This window comes from Paraburkholderia sp. (assembly GCF_047605525.1).
In the GTDB taxonomy this organism is placed as follows: domain Bacteria; phylum Pseudomonadota; class Gammaproteobacteria; order Burkholderiales; family Burkholderiaceae; genus Paraburkholderia.
Genome location: NZ_JASGFN010000004.1, coordinates 211,162 through 231,369 on the forward strand (window position 1 = coordinate 211,162; position 20,208 = coordinate 231,369).

Annotated in this window: 21 protein-coding genes; 7 read left to right on the top strand and 14 right to left on the bottom strand. The window is 65.1% G+C overall.

The features are described 5' to 3' along the window. The first annotated feature begins 12 nt into the window (after positions 1-12). The 6 genes from QM685_RS07620 (at position 13) to QM685_RS07645 (ending at position 5,179) form a co-directional block, all read left to right on the top strand. Complete coding sequence (locus tag QM685_RS07620) at positions 13-939, top strand: LysR substrate-binding domain-containing protein (RefSeq protein WP_415114366.1); 927 nt, start codon at positions 13-15, stop codon at positions 937-939. A gap of 99 nt (positions 940-1,038) precedes the next feature. After that, a complete protein-coding gene (locus QM685_RS07625; protein ID WP_415114368.1) occupies positions 1,039-1,218 on the top strand; it encodes a hypothetical protein in 180 nt (59 codons plus the stop codon). 355 nt (positions 1,219-1,573) lie between these two features. Continuing rightward, positions 1,574-2,872: a TAXI family TRAP transporter solute-binding subunit gene (locus QM685_RS07630; RefSeq protein WP_415114370.1), complete on the top strand. Its 1,299-nt coding sequence runs from the start codon at positions 1,574-1,576 to the stop codon at positions 2,870-2,872. Between the two features lie 120 nt (positions 2,873-2,992). Further along, entirely contained in the window at positions 2,993-4,090 is a 1,098-nt protein-coding gene (locus tag QM685_RS07635) for a DMT family transporter (protein WP_415114372.1), read from the top strand. A gap of 174 nt (positions 4,091-4,264) precedes the next feature. Further along, positions 4,265-4,465 (top strand): DUF3562 domain-containing protein, encoded by a 201-nt coding sequence (locus tag QM685_RS07640; protein ID WP_415114374.1) that lies wholly within the window; start codon positions 4,265-4,267, stop codon positions 4,463-4,465. A 252-nt stretch (positions 4,466-4,717) separates the two neighbouring features. Further along, on the top strand, positions 4,718-5,179 hold the full coding sequence (locus tag QM685_RS07645; protein ID WP_415114376.1) for a GNAT family N-acetyltransferase: 462 nt from the start codon (positions 4,718-4,720) through the stop codon (positions 5,177-5,179). A gap of 82 nt (positions 5,180-5,261) precedes the next feature. Here the strand turns inward: QM685_RS07645 and QM685_RS07650 are convergent, their stop codons facing one another. Genes QM685_RS07650 through QM685_RS07715 form a run of 14 tightly spaced genes read right to left on the bottom strand, consistent with a single transcriptional unit; the run spans position 5,262 to position 18,662 of the window. Next, complete coding sequence (locus tag QM685_RS07650; protein ID WP_415114378.1) at positions 5,262-6,665, bottom strand: MFS transporter; 1,404 nt, start codon at positions 6,663-6,665, stop codon at positions 5,262-5,264. A gap of 25 nt (positions 6,666-6,690) precedes the next feature. Then, positions 6,691-7,956, bottom strand: a complete 1,266-nt coding sequence (locus tag QM685_RS07655) for an NAD(P)/FAD-dependent oxidoreductase (protein ID WP_415114380.1) — start codon at positions 7,954-7,956, stop codon at positions 6,691-6,693. Next, positions 7,949-8,914 carry a VOC family protein gene (locus QM685_RS07660; RefSeq protein ID WP_415114382.1) on the bottom strand — a complete coding sequence of 322 codons (966 nt, stop codon included), beginning with the start codon at positions 8,912-8,914 and terminating at the stop codon, positions 7,949-7,951. Before QM685_RS07660 ends, QM685_RS07655 begins: the two co-directional genes overlap by 8 nt. Positions 8,915-8,938: 24 nt before the next feature. Continuing rightward, the gene (locus tag QM685_RS07665) at positions 8,939-10,429 is read right to left on the bottom strand and encodes an aldehyde dehydrogenase (protein WP_415114384.1); all 1,491 of its coding nucleotides are present in this window, start codon (positions 10,427-10,429) and stop codon (positions 8,939-8,941) included. Positions 10,430-10,472: 43 nt separating this feature from the next. Beyond that, positions 10,473-11,303: an aspartate dehydrogenase gene (locus tag QM685_RS07670; protein WP_415114386.1), complete on the bottom strand. Its 831-nt coding sequence runs from the start codon at positions 11,301-11,303 to the stop codon at positions 10,473-10,475. After that, on the bottom strand, positions 11,296-12,954 hold the full coding sequence (locus QM685_RS07675; protein ID WP_415114388.1) for a thiamine pyrophosphate-binding protein: 1,659 nt from the start codon (positions 12,952-12,954) through the stop codon (positions 11,296-11,298). Before QM685_RS07675 ends, QM685_RS07670 begins: the two co-directional genes overlap by 8 nt. Next, a complete protein-coding gene (locus QM685_RS07680) occupies positions 12,947-13,756 on the bottom strand; it encodes an SDR family oxidoreductase (protein ID WP_415114390.1) in 810 nt (269 codons plus the stop codon). Before QM685_RS07680 ends, QM685_RS07675 begins: the two co-directional genes overlap by 8 nt. After that, positions 13,756-14,640 carry an IclR family transcriptional regulator gene (locus QM685_RS07685; RefSeq protein WP_415114392.1) on the bottom strand — a complete coding sequence of 295 codons (885 nt, stop codon included), beginning with the start codon at positions 14,638-14,640 and terminating at the stop codon, positions 13,756-13,758. Before QM685_RS07685 ends, QM685_RS07680 begins: the two co-directional genes overlap by 1 nt. A 1-nt stretch (position 14,641) precedes the next feature. After that, entirely contained in the window at positions 14,642-15,532 is an 891-nt protein-coding gene (locus QM685_RS07690; RefSeq protein WP_415114394.1) for an alpha/beta fold hydrolase, read from the bottom strand. A gap of 57 nt (positions 15,533-15,589) precedes the next feature. Next, the gene (locus tag QM685_RS07695) at positions 15,590-16,117 is read right to left on the bottom strand and encodes a cupin domain-containing protein (RefSeq protein ID WP_415114396.1); all 528 of its coding nucleotides are present in this window, start codon (positions 16,115-16,117) and stop codon (positions 15,590-15,592) included. 26 nt (positions 16,118-16,143) lie between these two features. Continuing rightward, on the bottom strand, positions 16,144-16,911 hold the full coding sequence (locus QM685_RS07700; RefSeq protein ID WP_415114398.1) for an SDR family oxidoreductase: 768 nt from the start codon (positions 16,909-16,911) through the stop codon (positions 16,144-16,146). After that, positions 16,904-17,986, bottom strand: a complete 1,083-nt coding sequence (locus QM685_RS07705; protein ID WP_415114400.1) for a Rieske 2Fe-2S domain-containing protein — start codon at positions 17,984-17,986, stop codon at positions 16,904-16,906. Before QM685_RS07705 ends, QM685_RS07700 begins: the two co-directional genes overlap by 8 nt. A 48-nt stretch (positions 17,987-18,034) precedes the next feature. Next, positions 18,035-18,346 (bottom strand): recombinase-like helix-turn-helix domain-containing protein, encoded by a 312-nt coding sequence (locus QM685_RS07710; RefSeq protein WP_415114402.1) that lies wholly within the window; start codon positions 18,344-18,346, stop codon positions 18,035-18,037. Between the two features lies 1 nt (position 18,347). Then, a complete protein-coding gene (locus QM685_RS07715; RefSeq protein ID WP_415114404.1) occupies positions 18,348-18,662 on the bottom strand; it encodes a non-heme iron oxygenase ferredoxin subunit in 315 nt (104 codons plus the stop codon). A gap of 438 nt (positions 18,663-19,100) precedes the next feature. On the opposite strand from QM685_RS07715, the gene QM685_RS07720 reads away from it, so the two are divergent. Further along, positions 19,101-20,174, top strand: coding sequence for a porin (locus QM685_RS07720; RefSeq protein WP_415114406.1), 1,074 nt, complete (start codon positions 19,101-19,103; stop codon positions 20,172-20,174). Positions 20,175-20,208 lie beyond the last annotated feature (34 nt).

Consider the following 20,208-nt stretch of genomic DNA (forward strand, 5'->3'; position numbering starts at 1 on the left):
GCTGACAAGGCGATGAGCGATACCGTCCAGCCGTCGGATCTGAGCTTTTTCTCGACGCTCGCCGCGAGCAGCAGCCTGAGCGCGGCCGCGCGCGAGCTGGGGCTGACCGCCGCCGCGATCAGCAAGCGTCTCACGCAGATGGAGCAGCGCGCGGGCGTCGCGCTGGTGAACCGCACCACGCGCCGCATGATGCTGACGCCCGAAGGCGAGCTATACCTCGCGCACGCGCGGCGGATTCTCGACGAAATCGATGAACTGGCCGAATTGCTCGGCGCGGCGAAGAAGACCCCGAAGGGTCTGCTGCGCGTAAACGCGACGCTCGGCTTCGGACGCAGCCACGTCGGCCCCGCGATTTCGCGCTTCGTCGCGAGGTATCCGCAGGTGTCGGTGCAGTTGCAGCTTTCGGTGACGCCCCCGCCGCTCACCGACGACACCTACGACGTCTGCATCCGCTTCGGCGAGCCGCCCGACACGCGCGTGGTCGCGCGCCGGCTCGCGCCGAACCGGCGTCTGCTGTGCGCGGCGCCGTCGTACATCGCAGCGCATGGCATGCCGCTCACCGCGCACGATCTGACGCGCCACAACTGCATCGGCATCCGTCAGGGGGACGAGGCGTACGGCGTGTGGCGTCTGACCTCGGGACGCGGCGCCGCGCGCAAGACGGAAGCGGTGCGCATCAAAGGCACGCTGACCACCAACGACGGCGAGATCGCCGTGAAGTGGGCGCTGGAAGGACACGGCATCCTGATGCGCGCCGAGTGGGACATCAGGCAGTACCTCGCGGACGGCTCATTGGTTCAGTTGCTGCCCGATCACGACACGCCGAACGCCGACATCTTTGCGGTGTATTCGCCGCGGCATCAGATGTCGAATCGTATTCGGGCGTTTGTTGAGTTTATTGCGCGGGATTTGACGAGCGAAGCGGGGGATCTGGCGTAGTTGCTCCCTAAGAAAACGATCTGATACGGGCACGCGTCCAGCCTCGCTTTCCGAGTTGTCTTATTGAGCATGGTCAATGGTTAAGCCGGAGGATCGGCTATGACCGACGATTACGATCTGTGGAAGCAGCTAAAGGCGTTCACTTACGCGGAAATCGGTCGCTCACTATTCGGCAAGGAGCTCTCTCTTACGCCGCTAACTCGCGTGGAAGAGAATTTACGCGTGTCCGGTATGGACGCGATTGAATTCGTCGACAAGCTATTCGAAGGTTTGTCTTGACGGGAAAAAGGCACGAATCGGAGCATCCTCTTACCCTTGGCATGCTGCTCCTCGCGATGCACCGGGGACGATGGGATACGGACGCAATCGAAAACGAAGCAGCGTTTCGCTGGCCGCGCAATATGTGACCAAAATCCAATTGCCGTTACAACCAGGGAAATGATTCCACCTCAGTAAGGCCAACCCGCACCCCCCACCCGCATAGCACCCACCATCGAATAAAACGTTCCAATATCGTAAAGTTACGGGACCAAAATCCGAGTCCCGCCCGTAGCGCACCAGGGGCGAATCCGACCAGAGACGGGTAACGATGCCCAGACATAATCCCGCGCTTCACCGCAGCCAGCACACGCCCATGTCGCGCAGGCGCCGGCGCCTTCTGATCGCCGCCGCGATCGTGCTGCTCGCCGCGTTCGGATGGATTCTCGCGAGCGTGCTTCAGCCCGCGTTCCAGCGCACGATCGTCATCACGACCGGCGCGGACAACGGCATTTATCGCGGCTTTGCCGATCGCTATGCGCCGCTCCTGAAGCACGAAGGCATCAAGCTCGACATTCGCAGCTCGTCAGGCTCGGTCGAAAATTACGAGCGGCTGACAGACCCGAACAGCGCTTACGAAGTCGGCTTCATCCAGTCGGGCACGACCAATCCGAAAGAAACCGACAACCTGCAAACGATCGCCGCCGTGTCGTACGAACCGATCTGGGTGTTCTATCGCGGCGACACGACAATCGACCGGCTCTCGGAACTGCGCGGCAAGCGCATTTCGTTGGGCGTGCCCGGTAGCGGGCTGCTCAACGTCTCGCAGGTATTGCTCGGCTATAGCGGCATCACGAGCCAGAACTCGACGCTGCTGCAAATGGATGCGAACGCCGCGTACCAGGGGCTCGAAAGCGGTCAGGTCGACGCGGCGTTCTTTATCGGCAGACCCGATGCCGAGATGCAGCGCACGCTGCTCACCAGCAATCTGAAGCTGATGAGCTTTGCGCAGGCCGATGCACTCGTGCAGAAATTCCCGTCGCTGTCGAAAATCGTCCTGCCGCGCGCATCGACGAGCGTCGCCGACGATCTGCCGCCCCACGACGTCACGCTGCTCGCCGCAACGGCGCTGCTGGTTTCGAGGGACACGCTGCATCCGGCGCTCGTGTATCTGCTGCTCGACGCGGCGCGCACGGTCCACGGCGGCGAGGATTACTTCACGCCGCTCGGCACGTTTCCGAACCTGAGGACCCAGGAATTCCCGCTCTCCGACGAAAGCATCCGCTATTTCAAATCAGGCCGGCCGTTCCTGTACCGCTACCTGCCGTTCTGGCTCGCGAGTCTGATCGAGCGCCGCCTCCTGATCCTGCTGCCGTTCATGGCGCTGCTGATCGGTCTCCTGCAGGCATTGCCACGCATGCTCGAGACGCGCATGAAAAAGCGGCTCGTGGTCTGGTATCGCGAGATCAAAGCGCTCGAAGACGAAGTATGGAAAAACAGCCATCCGAGCCGCGCGCAGATCGCGCAATGGAACGACGACATCGAAAGCATCGACGCGAATGCAAGCCAGATCCGGATTCCGTATCGCTACTTTCAGGACGTTTACGCGCTGAAGCAGGCAATCGGGATCGTGCGGGACCGCATCGCGCATGTGGCGGAGAAGGTGGGGAAGTAGCGACGCGCGGCGCGGACTTGCGGCTTCCGTCGCGGTAGCCGGTCCGGCCAGGACCGCCCATCGCCACGACAATCGCGCTATCGTGTGCGCATCCTCGTTGCTCTCACCCATGGTGCACCGATGCCGTCCCGCCATCGCGCCGCCTTCACCGCTCTGCTCGCCGCCGCGCTGTTCGGCGCCACCACGCCGCTTGCCAAGGCGTTGCTCGGTTCACTGCCGCCGTTTCTGCTCGCGGGGCTGTTTTATCTCGGCAGCGGCACCGGCCTGGCCGTCGTGATTCTGGTGCGCCGCATCATGCAACGCGGCGTCGCTCAGCCGGCCGAGCCGGCCGGACCACAGCGCTTCCCGTTGCGCGACGTGCCGTGGCTCGCCGGCGCGATCGCCGCGGGCGGCGTCGCCGGCCCCGTGCTGCTGATGCTCGGCCTCGGCACCACACCGGCCGCCACCGCGTCGCTGCTGCTCAATCTCGAGGGCGTGTTCACCGCGCTGATCGCGTGGCTCGTGTTTCGCGAGAACGTCGACGCACCGGTGTTTCTCGGCATGCTCGCGATCGTCGCGGGCGGCGTCGTGCTGTCCTGGCAACCCGGCACGGCTGCCACGGCCGGCCTGCCGGCCGGCGCGCTGCTGGTTGCGGGCGCATGCGCGTGCTGGGCCGTCGACAACAACCTCACCCGCAAGGTCTCGATGCACGACGCGACGTTCATCGCCTGCGTGAAGGGGCTCGTTGCGGGTTCGGTCAACGTGGCGCTCGCGCTCGCCTTCGGTGCAAGCTGGCCCCACGGCACCGGCACGCACCCAGCGAGCGTCGCGCTTGCGATGCTGACCGGCTTCGCGGGCTACGGCGTCAGTCTCGTGCTGTTCGTCGTTGCACTGCGCAATCTCGGCACCGCGCGCACCGGCGCGTACTTCTCCGTCGCGCCGCTGTTCGGCGTAACGCTCGCGTGGCTGCTGTGGCCCGAACTGCCGACCCGGCAATTCTGGCTCGCGGCCGCGCTGATGGCGCTCGGCGTATGGCTGCACATTCGCGAGCGCCACGAGCATACGCACACGCACGAGGCGCTCGACCATACGCATCGCCATCGGCATGACGCGCATCATCAGCACGAGCACGATTTCGCATGGAACGGTGAGGAACCGCACACCCATCCGCATCACCATGCGCCGCTCACCCATACTCATGCGCATTTCCCGGACATTCACCACCGCCATACCCATTGATTTTCCGCGCGGCCCCGTCACGCGGATGCTTCTCGCAGTGCAAGATAAAAATCTCTGTGGAACGGATCGTGCGATAGGCCGATTCAATTGGCATGGTCGCGGATCGCATCCTGTAATGAACACCTGCTGTTCACGTTCCGTCCATCCAGCCCGCCGCCCCACCCGGAGAGATCCATGTCGCAGCCCGAGACAAACATAGACGAAGTGGTGAAAAGCATCGCCGAAGAAACCGACACACCAGCCGAAACGGTATCGCGCATGTACGCCGATACGCTCGCCGATTACCGGCACGACGCGCGCGTGCTCGATTACGTGCCGCTGTTCGCCGCGAAGAAGGTGCGCGATCAGCTTCGCCATTCGCATCGCAAGCATTGATCGGGTGATGCGCGCGGGGGCCTGGCGGCGTCGCCCGTCCCCACGGCTCAGTCCGCAGCCGGCGCGCTATTGCTATTCCCGCCAGAACGATTGCTCCGACGAAAGCGCGCGGTGACGCGCGATCCCGCCCGTGGCTCCAGATTTCGCGCGAATCGTGGAGCTAACAATCGCGCCGCGAATTTTCTATGCTGACGGTTCGACCGTTTTCAGCGGGCTCGCTGCTGCCCGCCCGTCCGACGAGGAACCGCCGACATGTCCGCCCCGCCTCAGATTCGCGCCGTCACCCGTGAAGACTTCGACGCATGGCTGCCGCTATGGGACGCGTACAACGCGTTCTACGGCCGCTCGGGCGAAACCGCGCTGCCGCGCGAAATCACGCGGATCACGTGGAACCGCTTTTTCGACGGCTACGAACCGATGCACGCATTGGTCGCCGAACGCGACGGACAACTGGTCGGCATCGTGCATTTCCTTTACCACCGGCACACGACGATGGCCGGCCCGATCTGCTATCTGCAGGACCTGTACACGCTCGACCGCGAGCGCGGCAAGGGCGTCGGGCGCGCGCTGATCGAGGCCGTGTACGCGCGCGCGAAAGCCGATGGCGCCGAGCGCGTCTACTGGCAAACGCATGAGACCAATCACACCGCGATGCAGCTTTACGACAAGGTCGCGGACAAGTCCGGCTTCGTGGTTTATCGCAAGGCGTTGTGACGCGCCGCACCGGCAAAAAAACCGGGGCCACAAAGACGAAAGGCGCACCGCGGGGTGCGCCTTTCGTTTCATCGGGCTTGCGTCAGGCCTCGAGCTGCTCCAGCACCTTGCCCTTGGTTTCGATGCCGAGGAGGAACACCGCGATCGCCGCGAGGAACGGCACGGACGCGAGGATATAGAACGCAACGTCCAGGTTGCCGCCTATCATCGTCTTCGACACGATCGTCGGCGCGAAGATCGCCGCCACCTTCAGCCACGCGCCGCCGACACCGCAGCCCATTGCGCGGATGCTGGTCGGATACAACTCCGGCGTATACACGTAAGCGGTGATGAAGCCGCTGGCGAGGAAGCCGAGCGCCAGCGCGCAGAACGTCGCGACCACATACACCGACGAGTTGTGCAGCACGCCGGCCGCCGCCAGCGAAGCCGCGCACAGCACGAACGAGATGCTGATGATCGGCTTGCGGCCTACGATGTCGACCAGCAGCGCGCAGACCAGCGAACCGATCACGCCGAGCACCGAAGCCGCCACGGCCAGGTTCAGCGCGAGTTGCAGCGGCGCGTGATAGACCGTGCGGTAAATCGTCGGCAGCCAGGTCGACAGACCGTACTGGATGAAGCCGCAGGTAATCCACAGCATCGCGACGGCAATCGAACGCTTCAGATACGCGGCGCCGAACAGGTCCGCGATGCGGCGCTTCGGATGGCGATTGACCAGCTCGTCGAATTCGGCCGAATTCGCCACCGGCGGCAGCGGCACCTTCGCGGCACGTTCGAACGCCAGCACCGCGGAATCGGCTTCGGCCATCCGGTCACGCACGGCGAGCCAGCGCGGCGATTCCGGCACGAGCCTGCGCAGCGTGAAGAACAGGATGAGCGGCGCGCCGCCGATGAAGTACATCGCCTCCCAGCCGAAGCGCGGCACGATCCACGCGCCCATTGCGCTCGACGCGAGCAGCCCGATCGGGAAGACGATTTCGTACAGCAGCACGAAACGTCCACGGCCATGCGCGCGGCTGATCTCGTTGATGTAGGTCGCGGCCACCGGCAGTTCGCCGCCGAGTCCCAGACCCTGGACGATGCGCAGCGCGACGAATATCGCGAACGTCGGCGCAAAACCGCACGCAATACTGGTGATACCGATGATGCCCGAGCTCAGCGCAATCGCCTTCACGCGTCCGGCGCGCTCCGCATACCACGGGAACAGGAATGCGCCGATCAACTGTCCGACGGAGCCGGAGCCGAGCAGAAAGCCGATGTCCCACGGCGTCAGGTGCCACTTCGCAATCAGCAGGGGCAGCGTCGTCGCGATCGCGATCACGTCGAAGCCGTCGAAGAACGTCGCGAGACCGATCAGGATACGCGCGCGCACCTGCATCCGGTTGCGCGGCAGGCGCTCGAGACGCGCGATGATCGAGCCGGGGGTGACAGCAGCCGATACGCCTGCGCTGCTGCGGTCTCCTGTCGTGTTGTCTATGGTTCTCATGCCAAGGTGCCGTCCGTAAAAATGGTTAGGCAAGCGCCGTCGAGGCGTCAGTCAGGGTGGCAAGGTCGATGGTCCGGCCTTGGTTCATCCACTTGCGCGAGAGCTTCAGCTCACGCGGAGTGTTGATCGCGATCACGCCGCGAATCACGTCGTTTTCCAGATAGAACAGCGTCGCGCGCTTGCCCGGCAGGTCGCCGCGCACCGCGAGCTGCGCAGCGGGCGGAATGTCGCCGAGAATCTGCAGGTTCACGTCGTACTGATCGGACCAGAACCACGGAATGTCCGCGTACGGTTCGAACGTGCCGAGCAATGCTTTCGCCACGGCGATCGCCTGGTTCTGCGCGTTGGCCCACGACTCCAGCCGCACGCGGCGCTTCAGCCATGCGCTCGGATGATTCGCGACGTCGCCGCACGCGAAGATGCGCGGGTCGTCGGTGGCGCCGAAGTGATCGACGACGATGCCGTCCTCGACCTTCACACCCGCCGCTTGTGCGATCGCGGTGTGCGGCGCGAGACCGATGCCGGCCACCGCGAAATCGGCGTCGAGCGTCGAGCCGTCGGCGAACGTCGCGCGAATGCGGTTCGCGTCGTTCGGATGGTCTTCGAGCTTGACGAGCGCCGCGTTCAGACGCACGTCGACGCCGTTCGCGCGATGCAACTCGAGCAGGAAGTCCGACACCATCGGCGGCAGCGAGCGCATGCACAGACGCGGCGCGCCTTCCACGACGCTCGCCTCGACACCGAGCTTGCGCGCGGTCGCCGCGACTTCGAGACCGATCCAGCCGCCGCCCACCACCAGCACGCGCTGGCTGGCGCGCAGCCGTTCGCCGAGCGCGACCGCTTCGTCGAGCGTGCGCAGGTAAGCCAGATGCGAGGTCTTCACGAGCGCGTCGGGCAGACGGCGCGCCGCGCCGCCGGTCGCGATCACGAGGCGGTCGTATTGCACTTCGCGGCCCGACTTCGTGCGCACGATGCGCTGTTCGCGATCGATCGACGTCGCGCAATCGGGCTGCCATGCCTCGACGTTCAGCGCGTCGAAGTCGTCGGGCTTCACGAGCCGCACCGTTTCGATATCGGCTTCACCGGCCAGCACGGCCTTCGACAGCGGCGGACGCTCGTACGGCAGATGCACTTCGTCGGCGATCATCACGAGGCGGCCGTCGAAGCCCTCCTTGCGCAGCGTCTTCACGACCCAGCCGGCCGCCTGACCGCCGCCGATCACGACGATCGTGCGCGGCGCTTCGAGCCCCGCGTGCGCGGCTTGCGCCTTTTCGGTAGCAGCGTCAGTCATTTTTGCGCTCCGTCATGAACTTGCCTTCCGGCGCCTTCGCGTCTCTCTGCCGGCGCGTATTGCCGTCGATGCCGCCCTCGATCGCCCATTCGGCGAACACGGTCGGACCCGGTTCGAAATCGCGCGGCTGCCATTCGGGCGTCAACTGGTCTTCGTCCGCGTAGTACTCGATCAGCGCGCCGGCCGGATTCCTGAAGTACCAGAAGTACGCCGACGACACCGGATGACGTCCCGGCCCGAGCTGCGTTTCCCAGCCGCAACGGTTGATGTGCATGCCGCCGCCGAACACTTCGTGGATGTCGCGCACGGTGAACGCGACGTGGTTCAGGCCGCGCTTGCCATTCGGCAGCGCGAGCAGGAACAGGTCGTGGTGACCGCCGTGCGGCGCGCAGCGCATGAATGCGCCGCGGCCCGGATAACGGTCCGAGGTCTCGAAACCGAGCAGCTCGTGATAGAACTTTTCCTGTTCCGCGAGGTTGTTCGTGAAGAACACGACGTGGCCCACTTCGATCGGCTCCGCGCGTTCGTAGATCGGCGACGGCCGATCGACGCGCTGCGTGTTGCCCCACACGTTCGACGGCGAACCCTGCACGTCGAGCGGCCGCTTGCGGGTCACTTCGACGCGGATCGCCATGCCGTTCGGGTCGATACAGCCGACCGCATCGGCGGTTTCGTAGTGGCCTGGCTGACCGGCGAAGCGGCCGCGCAGCTCGTCGAGCTCCGCCTTCGTCGCCACGCCCCACGTCACTTCGCGCAGCGTCGGGCCTTCCTCGAACGCGGGCGGCAGCGACGGCTCGTTCGCGTCGACGACGAGGACCGTGCAGCCGTTCTGCGTTTCGAAGCGCGCGTGTTTGTCGTCGTGGGCGGTTTCCTTCAAGCCCCAGTCCGCGAAAAAGTGCCGACAGGTGGCGAGATCCGTCACGCCGTAGGTAATCTGTTCAATGCCGAGAATCGTCATAACGTGCCTCTTCCTTGCCGCTCTTTAGTTCGCCCACGCCAGCGGCGCTTCGTTCAAGCCCCAGTAGAGGCTCTTCTGTTGCATGTACTCGCGAATGCCGAGGCGGCCCTTTTCGCGTCCCATGCCGCTTTCCTTCCAGCCGCTGAATGGTGTCGAGATCGAGAACAGCTTGTAGGTGTTGATCCAGATGGTGCCGGCTTCGAGCCCGCGCGCGATCCGGTACGCGCGCTTGTAATCGCGCGTCCAGATGCCGGCGGCGAGGCCGAACACGCTGTTGTTCGCTTCCTTCAGCAGCGACGCTTCGTCGTCGAACGGCATCGCGACCAGCACCGGGCCGAAGATTTCTTCCTGGCAGATGCGCGCGCTATTGTTCAGGCCTTCGAGAATCGTCGGCTGGAAGTAGGTGCCGGCTTCGCGGCCGTCGCCGACCGGACGCTCGCCGCCGCACAGCAGGCGGCCCCCTTCCTCGAGGCCGAGCGCGACATAACGCTCGATCGTCTCGCGATGCGCCTGCGTGATCAGCGGACCCATCTGCGTGTTTTCACGCGACGGATCGCCGACGCGCAACTTGCGCGCGCCTTCGACGAGACGCTGCATGAAGGTGTCGTAGATCGAGCGCTGCACGAACAGGCGCGAGCCAGCGATGCACGCCTCGCCCGAAGAGCTGAAAATGCCGTACAGCACGCCGTTGACCGCGTGATCGAGATCGGCGTCGTCGAACACGACGGTGGGCGACTTGCCGCCGAGTTCGAGCGACACCGGCATCAGCTTGTCCGCGGCGATGCGCGCGATGCCGCGGCCCACTTCGGTGCCGCCGGTAAACGACACCTTCCTCACGAGCGGATGACGCACCAGCACGTCGCCGATCACCGAGCCCTTGCCCGGCAGCACGCTCACGACGCCCTTCGGTACGCCCGCTTCCTCGCAGATGCGCGCCAGCGCGAGCGATACGAGCGGCGTCACTTCGGCCGGCTTCAGCACCACCGCGTTGCCGCCGGCGAGTGCGGGGGCAAGCTTCTGCGCATCGGACGCGATCGGCGAATTCCACGGCGTGATCGCCGCGACGACGCCGATCGGCTCGTACAGGCTCATCGTCAGATAGTCGCCGCGCGACGGCGTGACTTCCTCGTCGAGCGTTTCGAGGCAGGCCGCGAAATAGCGGAACGTGTTCGCGGCGCTGGCGACCAGCACGCGCGTTTCGCCGATCGGCTTGCCGTTGTCGCGGCGCTGCAGATTCGCGAGCGCTTCGTGGCGCGCCATGATCAGATCGGCGATGCGATACAGGATCAGCGCGCGCTGATGCGGCTTCAGACCCGACCAGTCCGGCTTGCGCCATGCGGCGTCGGCCGCTTCGACGGCTTCGCGCGCGTCGTCCGCGCTGGCCGTCGAGATTTCCATGTTGACCGACTGATCCGCCGGATACAGGCTTTTGTACGGGTTGCCACGCCCTTGCCGCCATTCGCCGCCGATGAAAATATCGCCGTTGGGCACGAGGCTGGTATCGAAGTGAGTCATGTCGGTCGTTCCGTTAACTGTCAGGCCAGGGGCCTGGCGGGTCTTAAATCACGCAGCGCGCCGCACGATTGCGCAGTGCGCGGATCGCGCTGTACGCGGTCAATGCGGACGTCTTCGGGTTGTCCGGCAGCGGCTTGCCGCTCATTTCGAGCGACATCTCGCCGAACGCGCCGCGCGCGAGGATGCGGTGCACGTTGCGCGTCACGTTCGGATCGGCGATCAGCCGCACCGTCGTGTTGTCGAGCCCGAGGCCGGCGAGCGCGATCGTCGCGGCGACGTTCGCGTTCTTCGGATAGAGCCGCGCCGCATCGCGCGCGCTGCCTTCGAAAATCACTTTCTCTTCACTGAGCGTGGCCAGGTCGCAGACCGCTTCGGCCGGCGTGCCGAGCCAGCCGGTCGGCGGCTTGCGGCCCGTGTACAGCACTTCGTCGAGACCGCCGAAGCGGGCCGCCGCGAGTGCATCGACACCGCCGATCGCGCCGGACAGCAGCGTGAGCGTCGCGTCGCCTTCGTCGGCCGCGGCCGCGAGCGATTCGAGCAGGCCGACGTCGGACAGCGCGCCGATCGACGCGACCGCGCAGTCGACGCCGGACTTCAGCAGCGGCACGACGTGATCGACGAGCGCGCCGTGGCCCGCGCATTCGAGTACGAACTGCGGCTTCGTGCTGAGCGCCGTCACCGACGACACCACATCCATCGACGCGCCGACCACTTCGCGCACCGACGCGATCTGAGCCTCGGGCACGATCACGTGCGACACGCGTACCGCCGGATCGGCGGCGACCGAGCGATACACCGCCTGGCCGATCGCGCCGAAGCCGATCATCGCGACGTCGACGGGCGCGTGCTGTCCCGCGTAGCCTGCCTCATGCATGTTCCGGCTCCTCTTTCTTGACCGGCGGGCCCGCGAATGCGGTCGCGAACGAGCCGATCGACAGCATGTCCACTTCGACCAGCACCGGACCGGTCTTCTGCATCCCTTCGCGGATGATCGCGGCGGCGTCGTCGAGCGACTTGATGCGGTAGTGCGTGAGCTTCAGGCTTTCGCAGAACTGCGCGAAATCCGGCTGATGCAACTGGACGTAGCAGCGGCGGCCGCCGTAGTGCGCGTCCTGGATGTTGCGGATCACGCCGTAGCACTGGTCGTTCATCAGCACGATCATCACGTTGGCGTTTTCCTGCACGGCCGTCGCGAGTTCGCCGACGTTGACCATCAGGCCGCCGTCGCCGCACAGGGCCACAGTCTTCGCCGCATTGCCCGCGAGCGCCGCGCCGATGCCCATCTGCATGCCCTGGCCGATGCCGCCGCCGAGCGCGTGCACGCCCGCGCGCGGCGAGAAAATCTTCAGCAGGCGGTTGCCCCACGTGCTGTTCGAGATCGTGACGTCGCGCACCCAGTTGTAGTCGCGGCCCACGGCTTCCTGCAGCGCGTCGACGAGGCGCTTGTACGGCCCGAGGCCCTTGCTCACGTCGGCGACCGCGGTTTCGCGCGCGGCGGCCAGATCCTGCGCGAACGCCGGATCGATCTTCAGCTTGCCTTCGAGCAGCGTCGCGAGTTCGTTCAGCACGGCCGATGCATCGCCGTGGATGAACATCTCGTTGCGATAACCGCGGTTGTCGGCGAGCGCGTCGGCGTCGATGCGATACAGCGGCTGCGGCAGCGCGAGCTTGTACTTCAGCGTTTCGTTGCCGCGCAGGCGCGAGCCGACCACGACGAGCGCGTCGCAGGTCTTGTAGAAGCTTTCGACCGACGGATGCACGTTGAACGCGCCGAGCGTCGCCGGATGATCTTCCGGCAGCACGCCGCGGCCCTGCACGCTGGTCACGACGCCGAAGCCGAGCGCCACCAGACGCTCGACCGCCGCGCGCGCATGGCGCGTGCCGCCGCCGAGCCACAGCAGCGGGCGCTTCGCCTTCGTCAACTGCTCGGCGAGTTGCGCGACGCGCTTGCTGCAATGCGTGAGCGTCGTCACGTGCGGTGCGCCGAGATCGTTCGGCCATTCGACTTCGGCAGCCTGGATGTCGATCGGAATCTCGACGCTGACCGGGCCGCTCGGCGCCGTTTGCGCGACGCGCACGGCTTCGCGGATCGTCGGCAGCGCGGTTTCGACCGAACGCACGCGGAACGCGGCCTTCGAGATCGATTGCAGCATCGACAGTTGATCCGGCGCCTCGTGGATGTACGCGAGGTCCTGGTCCAGGTATTCGGTTTCGATCTGGCCGGTGACGTGCAGGAGCGCGGTGCCCGCCGTCAGCGCCTCGACCATCGCGCCCGCCGCGTTGCCCGCCGCGGTGCCGGTGCTCGTGAAGGCGACGCCGAGGCCGCCGGAGACGCGCGCGAGGCCGTCGGCCATGTTGACGGCGCCGGCTTCGCCGCGTGCGCCGACATAGCGGATCTTGCCGCGCGTGTTGATCGCGTCGAGGATCGGCATGTTGTGGATCGAGATCACGCCGAATGCGGTTTGAACGCCGCATTGCTCGAGAAAGGCGGCGATCAGTTCGCCAACGGTGGTTTTATTAGACATGTCGTGCAACGCCTCCAGAAACATCGATGTGACTGCCCGTCGTGTACGACGACAGCGTGGTAGCCAGATAAAAGAGCGCCTGAGCGGCTTCCTCAGGACGGCCAAAGCGGCCGAGCGGAATGTTTTTCTTGCGCGCGAGTTCGCCGGTCCAGTCTTCCCAGCTCTGACCCGGTTGCGCCTGCGTCGCGTAACGGCGGCGCCACTGACCCGACTCGACGATGCCGATCAGGATCGAGTTGACGCGGATGCGCTGCGGCGCGAGTTCGACCGCGAGCGACTTCGTGAGACTCAACAGGCCCGCGCGCGCCGACGAGGTCGCCACCATGTGCGGTTCGGGCTGCAACGCGAGCAGCGAATTCACGCAGACGATGCTCGCGGTGTTGCCTTCGCCGGCGGCGTCGCGCAGCATCGGCAGGAACGCGCGAGTCGGGCGGATCACGCCGAAATACTTCAGGTCGAGTTCTTCGCGCCACGCGTCGTCGGTCGTGTCGGCGAACGTGGACACGCGGCCCTGGCCGGCGTTGTTCACGAGCATGTCGGTGCGGCCGAAGCGCTGCTGCACGGCCTGCGCGAATGCGTTCACGTCGGCGGCGTCGAGCACGTCGCAGCGATGCGCGAGCAGTTGCGCACCGGGAAACTTTTCGCTGAGCGCGGCTTGCGCCTGTTCGAGACGCGCGCTGTCGCGGCCGCAGATCGCAACCGAGGCGCCCGCGCGCAGAAACAGTTCGGCGGTCGCGAGGCCGATGCCGGACGAACCGCCCGTCACCACCGCTACCTGTCCGGTCAAGTCGATTTGGATCATCAGAGCCCCAGTGCCTTCATGTATTTGTTGCCGCCATTCGGCTCGGACTTCGGCCGGAAATTGAGCCGCTGCGACAGTTCGTCCGCCGCGCGGCGCACCTTGTCGACGAGACCGCCGTCGAGCAGTGCCGCGTCGATCTCGCGACGCGGAATCGTCGTCGTGATGACCGCGACGATACGGCGCGTGTCGTTGCGCACCGGCGCGCTGACCACCGAAATACCGCGTTCGAACGACGACTCGCTGATCGCGAAACCGCGCCGCGCGTCGTCGCGAATGCGTTCGTAGAGTTCGTCGAGCGTGGCCGGCGTCTGCATCGTGAAGCGTTCGAGTTCCGGCTCGGGATAGAGCTTCTTCAGTTCGTCGAACGTCAGGTCGCCCATCAGCACCTGGCCGTGCGTCGTCGCATGCGCGGGCAGGCGCGTGCCGACGTTGACCTTCACCGAGCTGAAAATCGGCGCATGGCTTTGCGCCTTGGCGACGAACACGACGTCGCGTCCGTCGCGAATCACGATGTGGCTCGTGAGGCCGGTGTCGTCGCGCAGCCCTTCGATGATCGGCAGGCCGAGATCGGTCAGCTCCAGCGAGCTCAGATATTCGAAGCCGAGGCGCAGCACCGCGATGCCGAGGCGATAGTTGCGGTCCTTGTCGGCGCGTTCGAGAAAGCCGAGGGCTTCGAGCGTCTGCAGCAGACGGAACACCGTCGTGCGCGGAATCTTCAGGCGGCGCGACAGTTCGGGCGCGCCGAGGACCGGCTCGCGCGGCGAGAATTCCATCAGGATCCTCAAGCCGCGTTCGAGACCGGGCACGCGGTAGCCGCTCTCGCTGCTGATTTCCTTGTGCTCGGCGAGCGTGTCGCTGTCGGCGTCAAGAATGTCGGGCGTCATGTCATTGGCTCCGTTGTCCGCCGCTGGCGCGGCAGAACGTGTCGATGATCGCCGTATAGGCGGCGGGTGCTTCGATGTAGCCGGCGTGCCCCGCGCGCGGCACGACCTGCAACCGGGTCCGCGCGGCCTGGGCGATCTTTTCGCAGGCCGCGGGAGTCGTAATGGTGTCGTCGCCGCCGACCGCGACGTCGACGCGGCCGTCGTAGCGCGCGAGGTCGCTCGCGAGATCGGCGTTGGCGAGCAGATGCGTCGCCTGCGCGTAACCGTGCGGAATCACGCGCGACATGTTCCAGCGCACCCATGCGCGTGCTTCGTCGCTCGCGTTCGCGGACAGCATGTTGGCGCTGCGTTTTTCGGCGAGACCTTGCGGGCCGAGTTCGGCGAGCATCGCAAGGCGCTGGGCGCGTTTCGCGTCGCGTACTTCAGCCGGTGCCGCGCCGTAGCCGCCCGCGGGCGACAACAGCAACAGACCGGCCAGACGCCCCGGGTTAGCCGCGGCAAACGCACCGGCGACGATCGCGCCGAGCGAGTGCCCGACCAGCACGCAGCGTTCGATGCCGAGTGCGTCGAGCCATTCCTTCAGAACGGCTGCGTAATCCCGAGCGGCCGGCGAGAGCGCCGCGACCGGCGTGGATGCGCCATACCCCGGCGCATCCCAGGCCAGCACGCGGCGCGATGCGCCGAGCGCGTCGAACTGCTGCACCCACGATGCCGCGCCCGAACCGATACCGTGCAGCAGCACCAGCGGCAACGCATCGTTGCCGGCGCGATCGACTTCGCGATAGCTCAATACGCGTTGCGATGCCAGGCTGCTTTGCTGCGCCGGATAGCCTGCGAGACGCGCTTCGAGCGCGGCATGCTGATCGGCGTTGGCGGACGGGGCGACGGACATGATTTCCTTCGTTCGTGAGTGACATGACGTGAAACTGCGTGGAAACGCGTCAACCGCTTAGCGCTTGATCTTCGCGAGCGGCGAATCCGGCGGATAGGTCGGCGTGATCGGCTTCGACGAACCGAGCATCACGCACATCAGCGCGTCTTCCTCGCCGATGTTGATTTCCGTGCGGTACACGCCGGGCGGCACCGAGATCAGGTCGCGCTCGCCGAGCACGGCTTCCCACGTTTCACCATTGCGCTCGCAGATCACTTTCATCTTGCCGCGCAGCACGAAGAAGATTTCTTCGACATCGGTATGGATGTGGCTCGGGCCGATGTTGCCGGCCGGAATCACCATCGTCGAGAACGTGAAGCTGCCTGCCGGCACCGTGTTGACGTCCTTCGCGACGCCCGTGCCGCCCGTGCCGACATAGCGCATCTGCGCGCGGCGGTACTTCGGGTCGTAGTCGGCCTGGAACTTCAGCGCGTCCCAGTCGTAGCGACGCGTTTCGAGGCGCGCGACGCGGCTGTCCAGCCACTGCTGGAAGCTTGCGTCGGCGGGTTGTTCCCAGGATTTGCGTTCGTTATCGGCGTCGGCCATCTCTTTCTCCTTTCGATTCGACAAGATCAATTCATCACGAAGCCGCCGTTGACCGGCAGCAATTGGCCGGTCACAAAGCGAGCGGCATCGGACAACAGGAACAGCACGGGCCCGGTCACGTCGTCGGGCACCTGTGCGCGCGTGAGCGCGCGGCCTTGCAGGTAATACTGGTGACGCTCGGCGGGCACGTACGCGGTGGCCTCGACTTCGGTGAGGCCCGGCGCGATCGCGTTGACCGTCACGCCGTGCGCGCCGAATTCGCGTGCCAGCGAACGGGTCATCGAAATCACGGCGCCCTTGCTGGCAACGTACGCGAGCAGCTTCGGCGCGCCCCACATCGCCGTATCCGACGCGATGTTGACGATGCTGCCGCGGCCCGAGTCGCGCAGATAAGGCAGCGCGGCGGTGCTCATCAGCCAGGTGCCGCGCACGTTGACGTTCATCACGGCGTCCCACGTTTCTACCGACAGTTCGTCCGCGAACTTGCCGCCGGAATTCGTGATCGCCGCGTTGTTGATCAGCGCGTCGAGACCGCCGAGCTGCGCCGCGCCCTGGTCGGCGAACTGCTTGACGCTTTGCGCATCGGCGAGGTCGAGCGGCAGGTACGTCGCCGCGTGGCCCTGCTCGCGCAGCGATGCCACGAGCGCGCGGCCTTCGTCGTGCAGCACGTCGCCGAACACGACCTGCGCGCCGGCCTCTACGAGCGCCCGGACGAACGCCGCGCCGAGACCGCGCGCGCCGCCCGTCACGAGGACGCGCCGGTCCTTGAGCGCTGCGAGTGCGTCGTTATGCATGGCTGTGACCGGCTTCGGTGGCGGCGGGCGCCGCGTTGGCGCGATGCGCGTCGAGCGCGGCGAGATCCTGCTGCGCGCGTTGACGCAGCATGCGGCGCACGCGCGTCATGCCGACGTCGTGCTGATACAGGAACTCGTGGTCGCGGGCATTCGGCGCGAGGCTTTCGAGGACGTAGCGATCCTGCTCGAGCACGTCCCAGTGCAGACCTTCCAGACGGTTGCGATACAGGAAGCGCCATGCGTCGCGCTGCCAGCCTTGCACCTTGCGGGTACGCCAGAAGTAGACCTGGCAGTTGTCGCCGTCGACCGGAACCGCGAAGCCGATGATGCCGAAGCTGCCGCCCGGCCCGAACTTCTTCTTGTACGGAATCGCGAGGCGCATCCACAGCGCGCCGGTATCGCCGAGTTCGACCCAGTCGAAGTTCACGTCGCGCTGGCCGATCTTCTCGAACATCAGACCGGTTTCGGTCTTGCGCACGCGCATGTCGGCCTGCTTGTCGCCTTCGGCCATCGAGTGCGACGTCGCGTGCAGATACGCGCCGTGCATCGGGTCCATCACGTTGTCGATCGCGTACTGGTAATTGCACTTCCAGTTCGACATGCACAGGAAGGCGGCGTACTCCTCGCCCACCAGCTCGTCCGGCAGCTTGAGCGGCGCGGGTTCCTTGTGCGCGTCGTCACCGAACCACAGGAAGACCGCGCCGGCGTGTTCCTCGACCGGATACGACTTCACGCACGTCTGGCCTTCGAGCGGGCAGGCCGAGACGGCCGGCACCCGGATGACCGTGCCACCGCCGTTCACTTCGACGCCGTGATACCAGCAGGCGACGCGGTCGCCGAGGTTCCAGCCGAGCGACAGACGCGCGCCACGGTGCGGGCAGCGGTCTTCGAGCGCGTGGACTTTGCCTTCGCCATCGCGCCACAGCACGATCTGGTCGCCGAGACGGGTGACGCCAATCGGCGCGTTGCCGACCTGCCAGCTCGGCGCGACCGGATACCAGTAGTTACGCAGGCCGCGGTCCAGATATGACTTGATCGGATCGGCCGTGCCTTCAGTTGTAGTGGGGGACGTCATGAAGAGGCTCCAGTACGGATGCGATGAAACGTGTTCAGGAAAGCCCGCTTAGTCAGCGAGCAGACGGAGTTCGGCGGCAAGACGCTCGGCGTTCCACTGCGCGCCTTCCGGGGTGCGGAAGCCATCGCGGTTCAGGCCGTCGACGACTTCCTGCAATTCCGTCGCGCCATCTTCGAAAACGCGTTCGAGCGCGTCGCCGAAGTCGTTTTCATACTGGGTCGGCTCGGCCTTGCGGTTCTGCCACACCATGTTGGCGCTTTCGCCCGGCTTCTCGATCACGCCCTTGCCGGCGACGTTGTTCGGTTGCGGCGCGAGCCACGGCTTCAGGAAGGGATTGAAATTCACGGCTACCTCTCGCATGTCATTCCACCTTGATCTGGATTTCTTCACCTGCGAGACGTACCGAGTACATCTTCAGGTCGCGGCCGCCCGGCTCTTTCAGACATTTGCCGGTCGGGATATGGAACACGGCTTCGTGCAACGGACATTCGACGGTGTCGCCGTCGACGAAGCCCTGCGTCAGCAATGCGTATGCGTGCGGACAAACGTTTTCCATCGCGTAGATCTCGTCGCCCACCTTGTAGATGCCGATTTCCGTGTCGTCGAGCTTGAACTCGAGCGGAGTGTCTTCGGACAGATCGCCGGCATGTCCGGCGCAGCGCCATTGTTCAGTCATTTCTCACCTTCTCCTGAGCCTTGATGTTCCATACAAGGAACGTCAGTTCGTATATGGGCAATTATAGGAGTCGTTTTGGGCGGAGAAAATAAAAAAATGGCCTGTTAGGGGAAAACACCGACTGTCGTATTTGCAACACATCCGGCCCACCCGCTTCCCGCGAAACCTCATACCACGCGGGACTTTGCCGGACGCGGCCCAGACGGAATCTTCAGACGAAGGCAACTGGGCGGCTACGGGTTTGTACCGATCTCAAAATTTATTTTGATTATTTTCAGCTTCACTATACTTTCCATATGCGATACGTTTGTCCATAGGTGGAACATAACATATCGCGGCAAGGTTCTGGCGAAGAAACCAGAACCGTCTCAACCCCAAGAACAGATCAGGGACGGCGCATTCGGCGAGTGTCAACGTCGTAGATCAGGAGAACCAACGGTGAAGCAAATCATTGCAGCCGGCTTGACGGCAACCTGCATGGCCACGGGCGCGTGGGCGCAGAGCAGCGTGACGCTATACGGCAGCCTCGATGCCGGTGTCGCGTATATCAGCAACGTGGGCGGCAGCTCGAAGTGGATTCAGGAACAGGGCAACATGCAGCCGGACCGTTGGGGCCTGAAGGGTACGGAAGATCTGGGCAATGGCCTGAAGGCGGTATTCCAGCTCGAAAACGGCTTCTATACGAACACCGGCGCGATGGCCAAGGCGGGCGTGCTGTTCAACCGCCAGGCTTATGTGGGCCTCGCGTCCGACAGCATCGGTACGTTGACCTTCGGTCATCAGACGCCGTTCAGCTTCGACGTGCTCGGCACCTTCAGCACCGCCTATCAGGCCGCGAGCTGGTACGCGTTCCACCCGGGCAACATCGACGCGCTCGCCAATACCGCGGTCGTGCCGTATGACAACTCGGTGAAATTCCGTTCGGCGTCGTTCGGCGGCTTCAGCGTCGGCGCGATGATGGGCCTCGGCAACCAGACCAACTTCGCCACCGGCCGTGAATACGGCTTTGCGGCGACGTACGCGAACGGCGGCTTCAAGGCAGGCGCGACCTACTCGAACGAAAACAACCGTACGCCGTCGATCGTCACGACCGGCATCGCGACCTTCCAGGGTCAGCCGGCCGCGACCTATGTGGCCGACAAGCTGCAGAACATGGGCGCGGGTCTGTCCTACCAGTTCGGCAGCGTGCTCGTGCACGGCGTGTACACCCGCGTGAAGCTCGAAAGCGCCGGCCACTCGGACACCTATCAGAGCTACGACGGTGGCGCGAACTGGCAGGTCACGCCGTTCAACACGATCGCCGGCGGCGCCGCGACGACGACGATGGCGGGACATCGCTGGACGCAATTCATGATCGGCAACATCTATGCGCTGTCGAAGTCGACGCAGGTGTATATCAACGCGCTGTATCAGCGCGCGGGGTCGAACACGGATGCGGCGTTCTTCACCGCGGGCGTGTCGAGCGGCCGCAATCAGGCGATCGTCCTGAGCGGCATTCACCACTCGTTCTGATTACCCGACGACGTGAAACGGCGAGTCCGGCTGC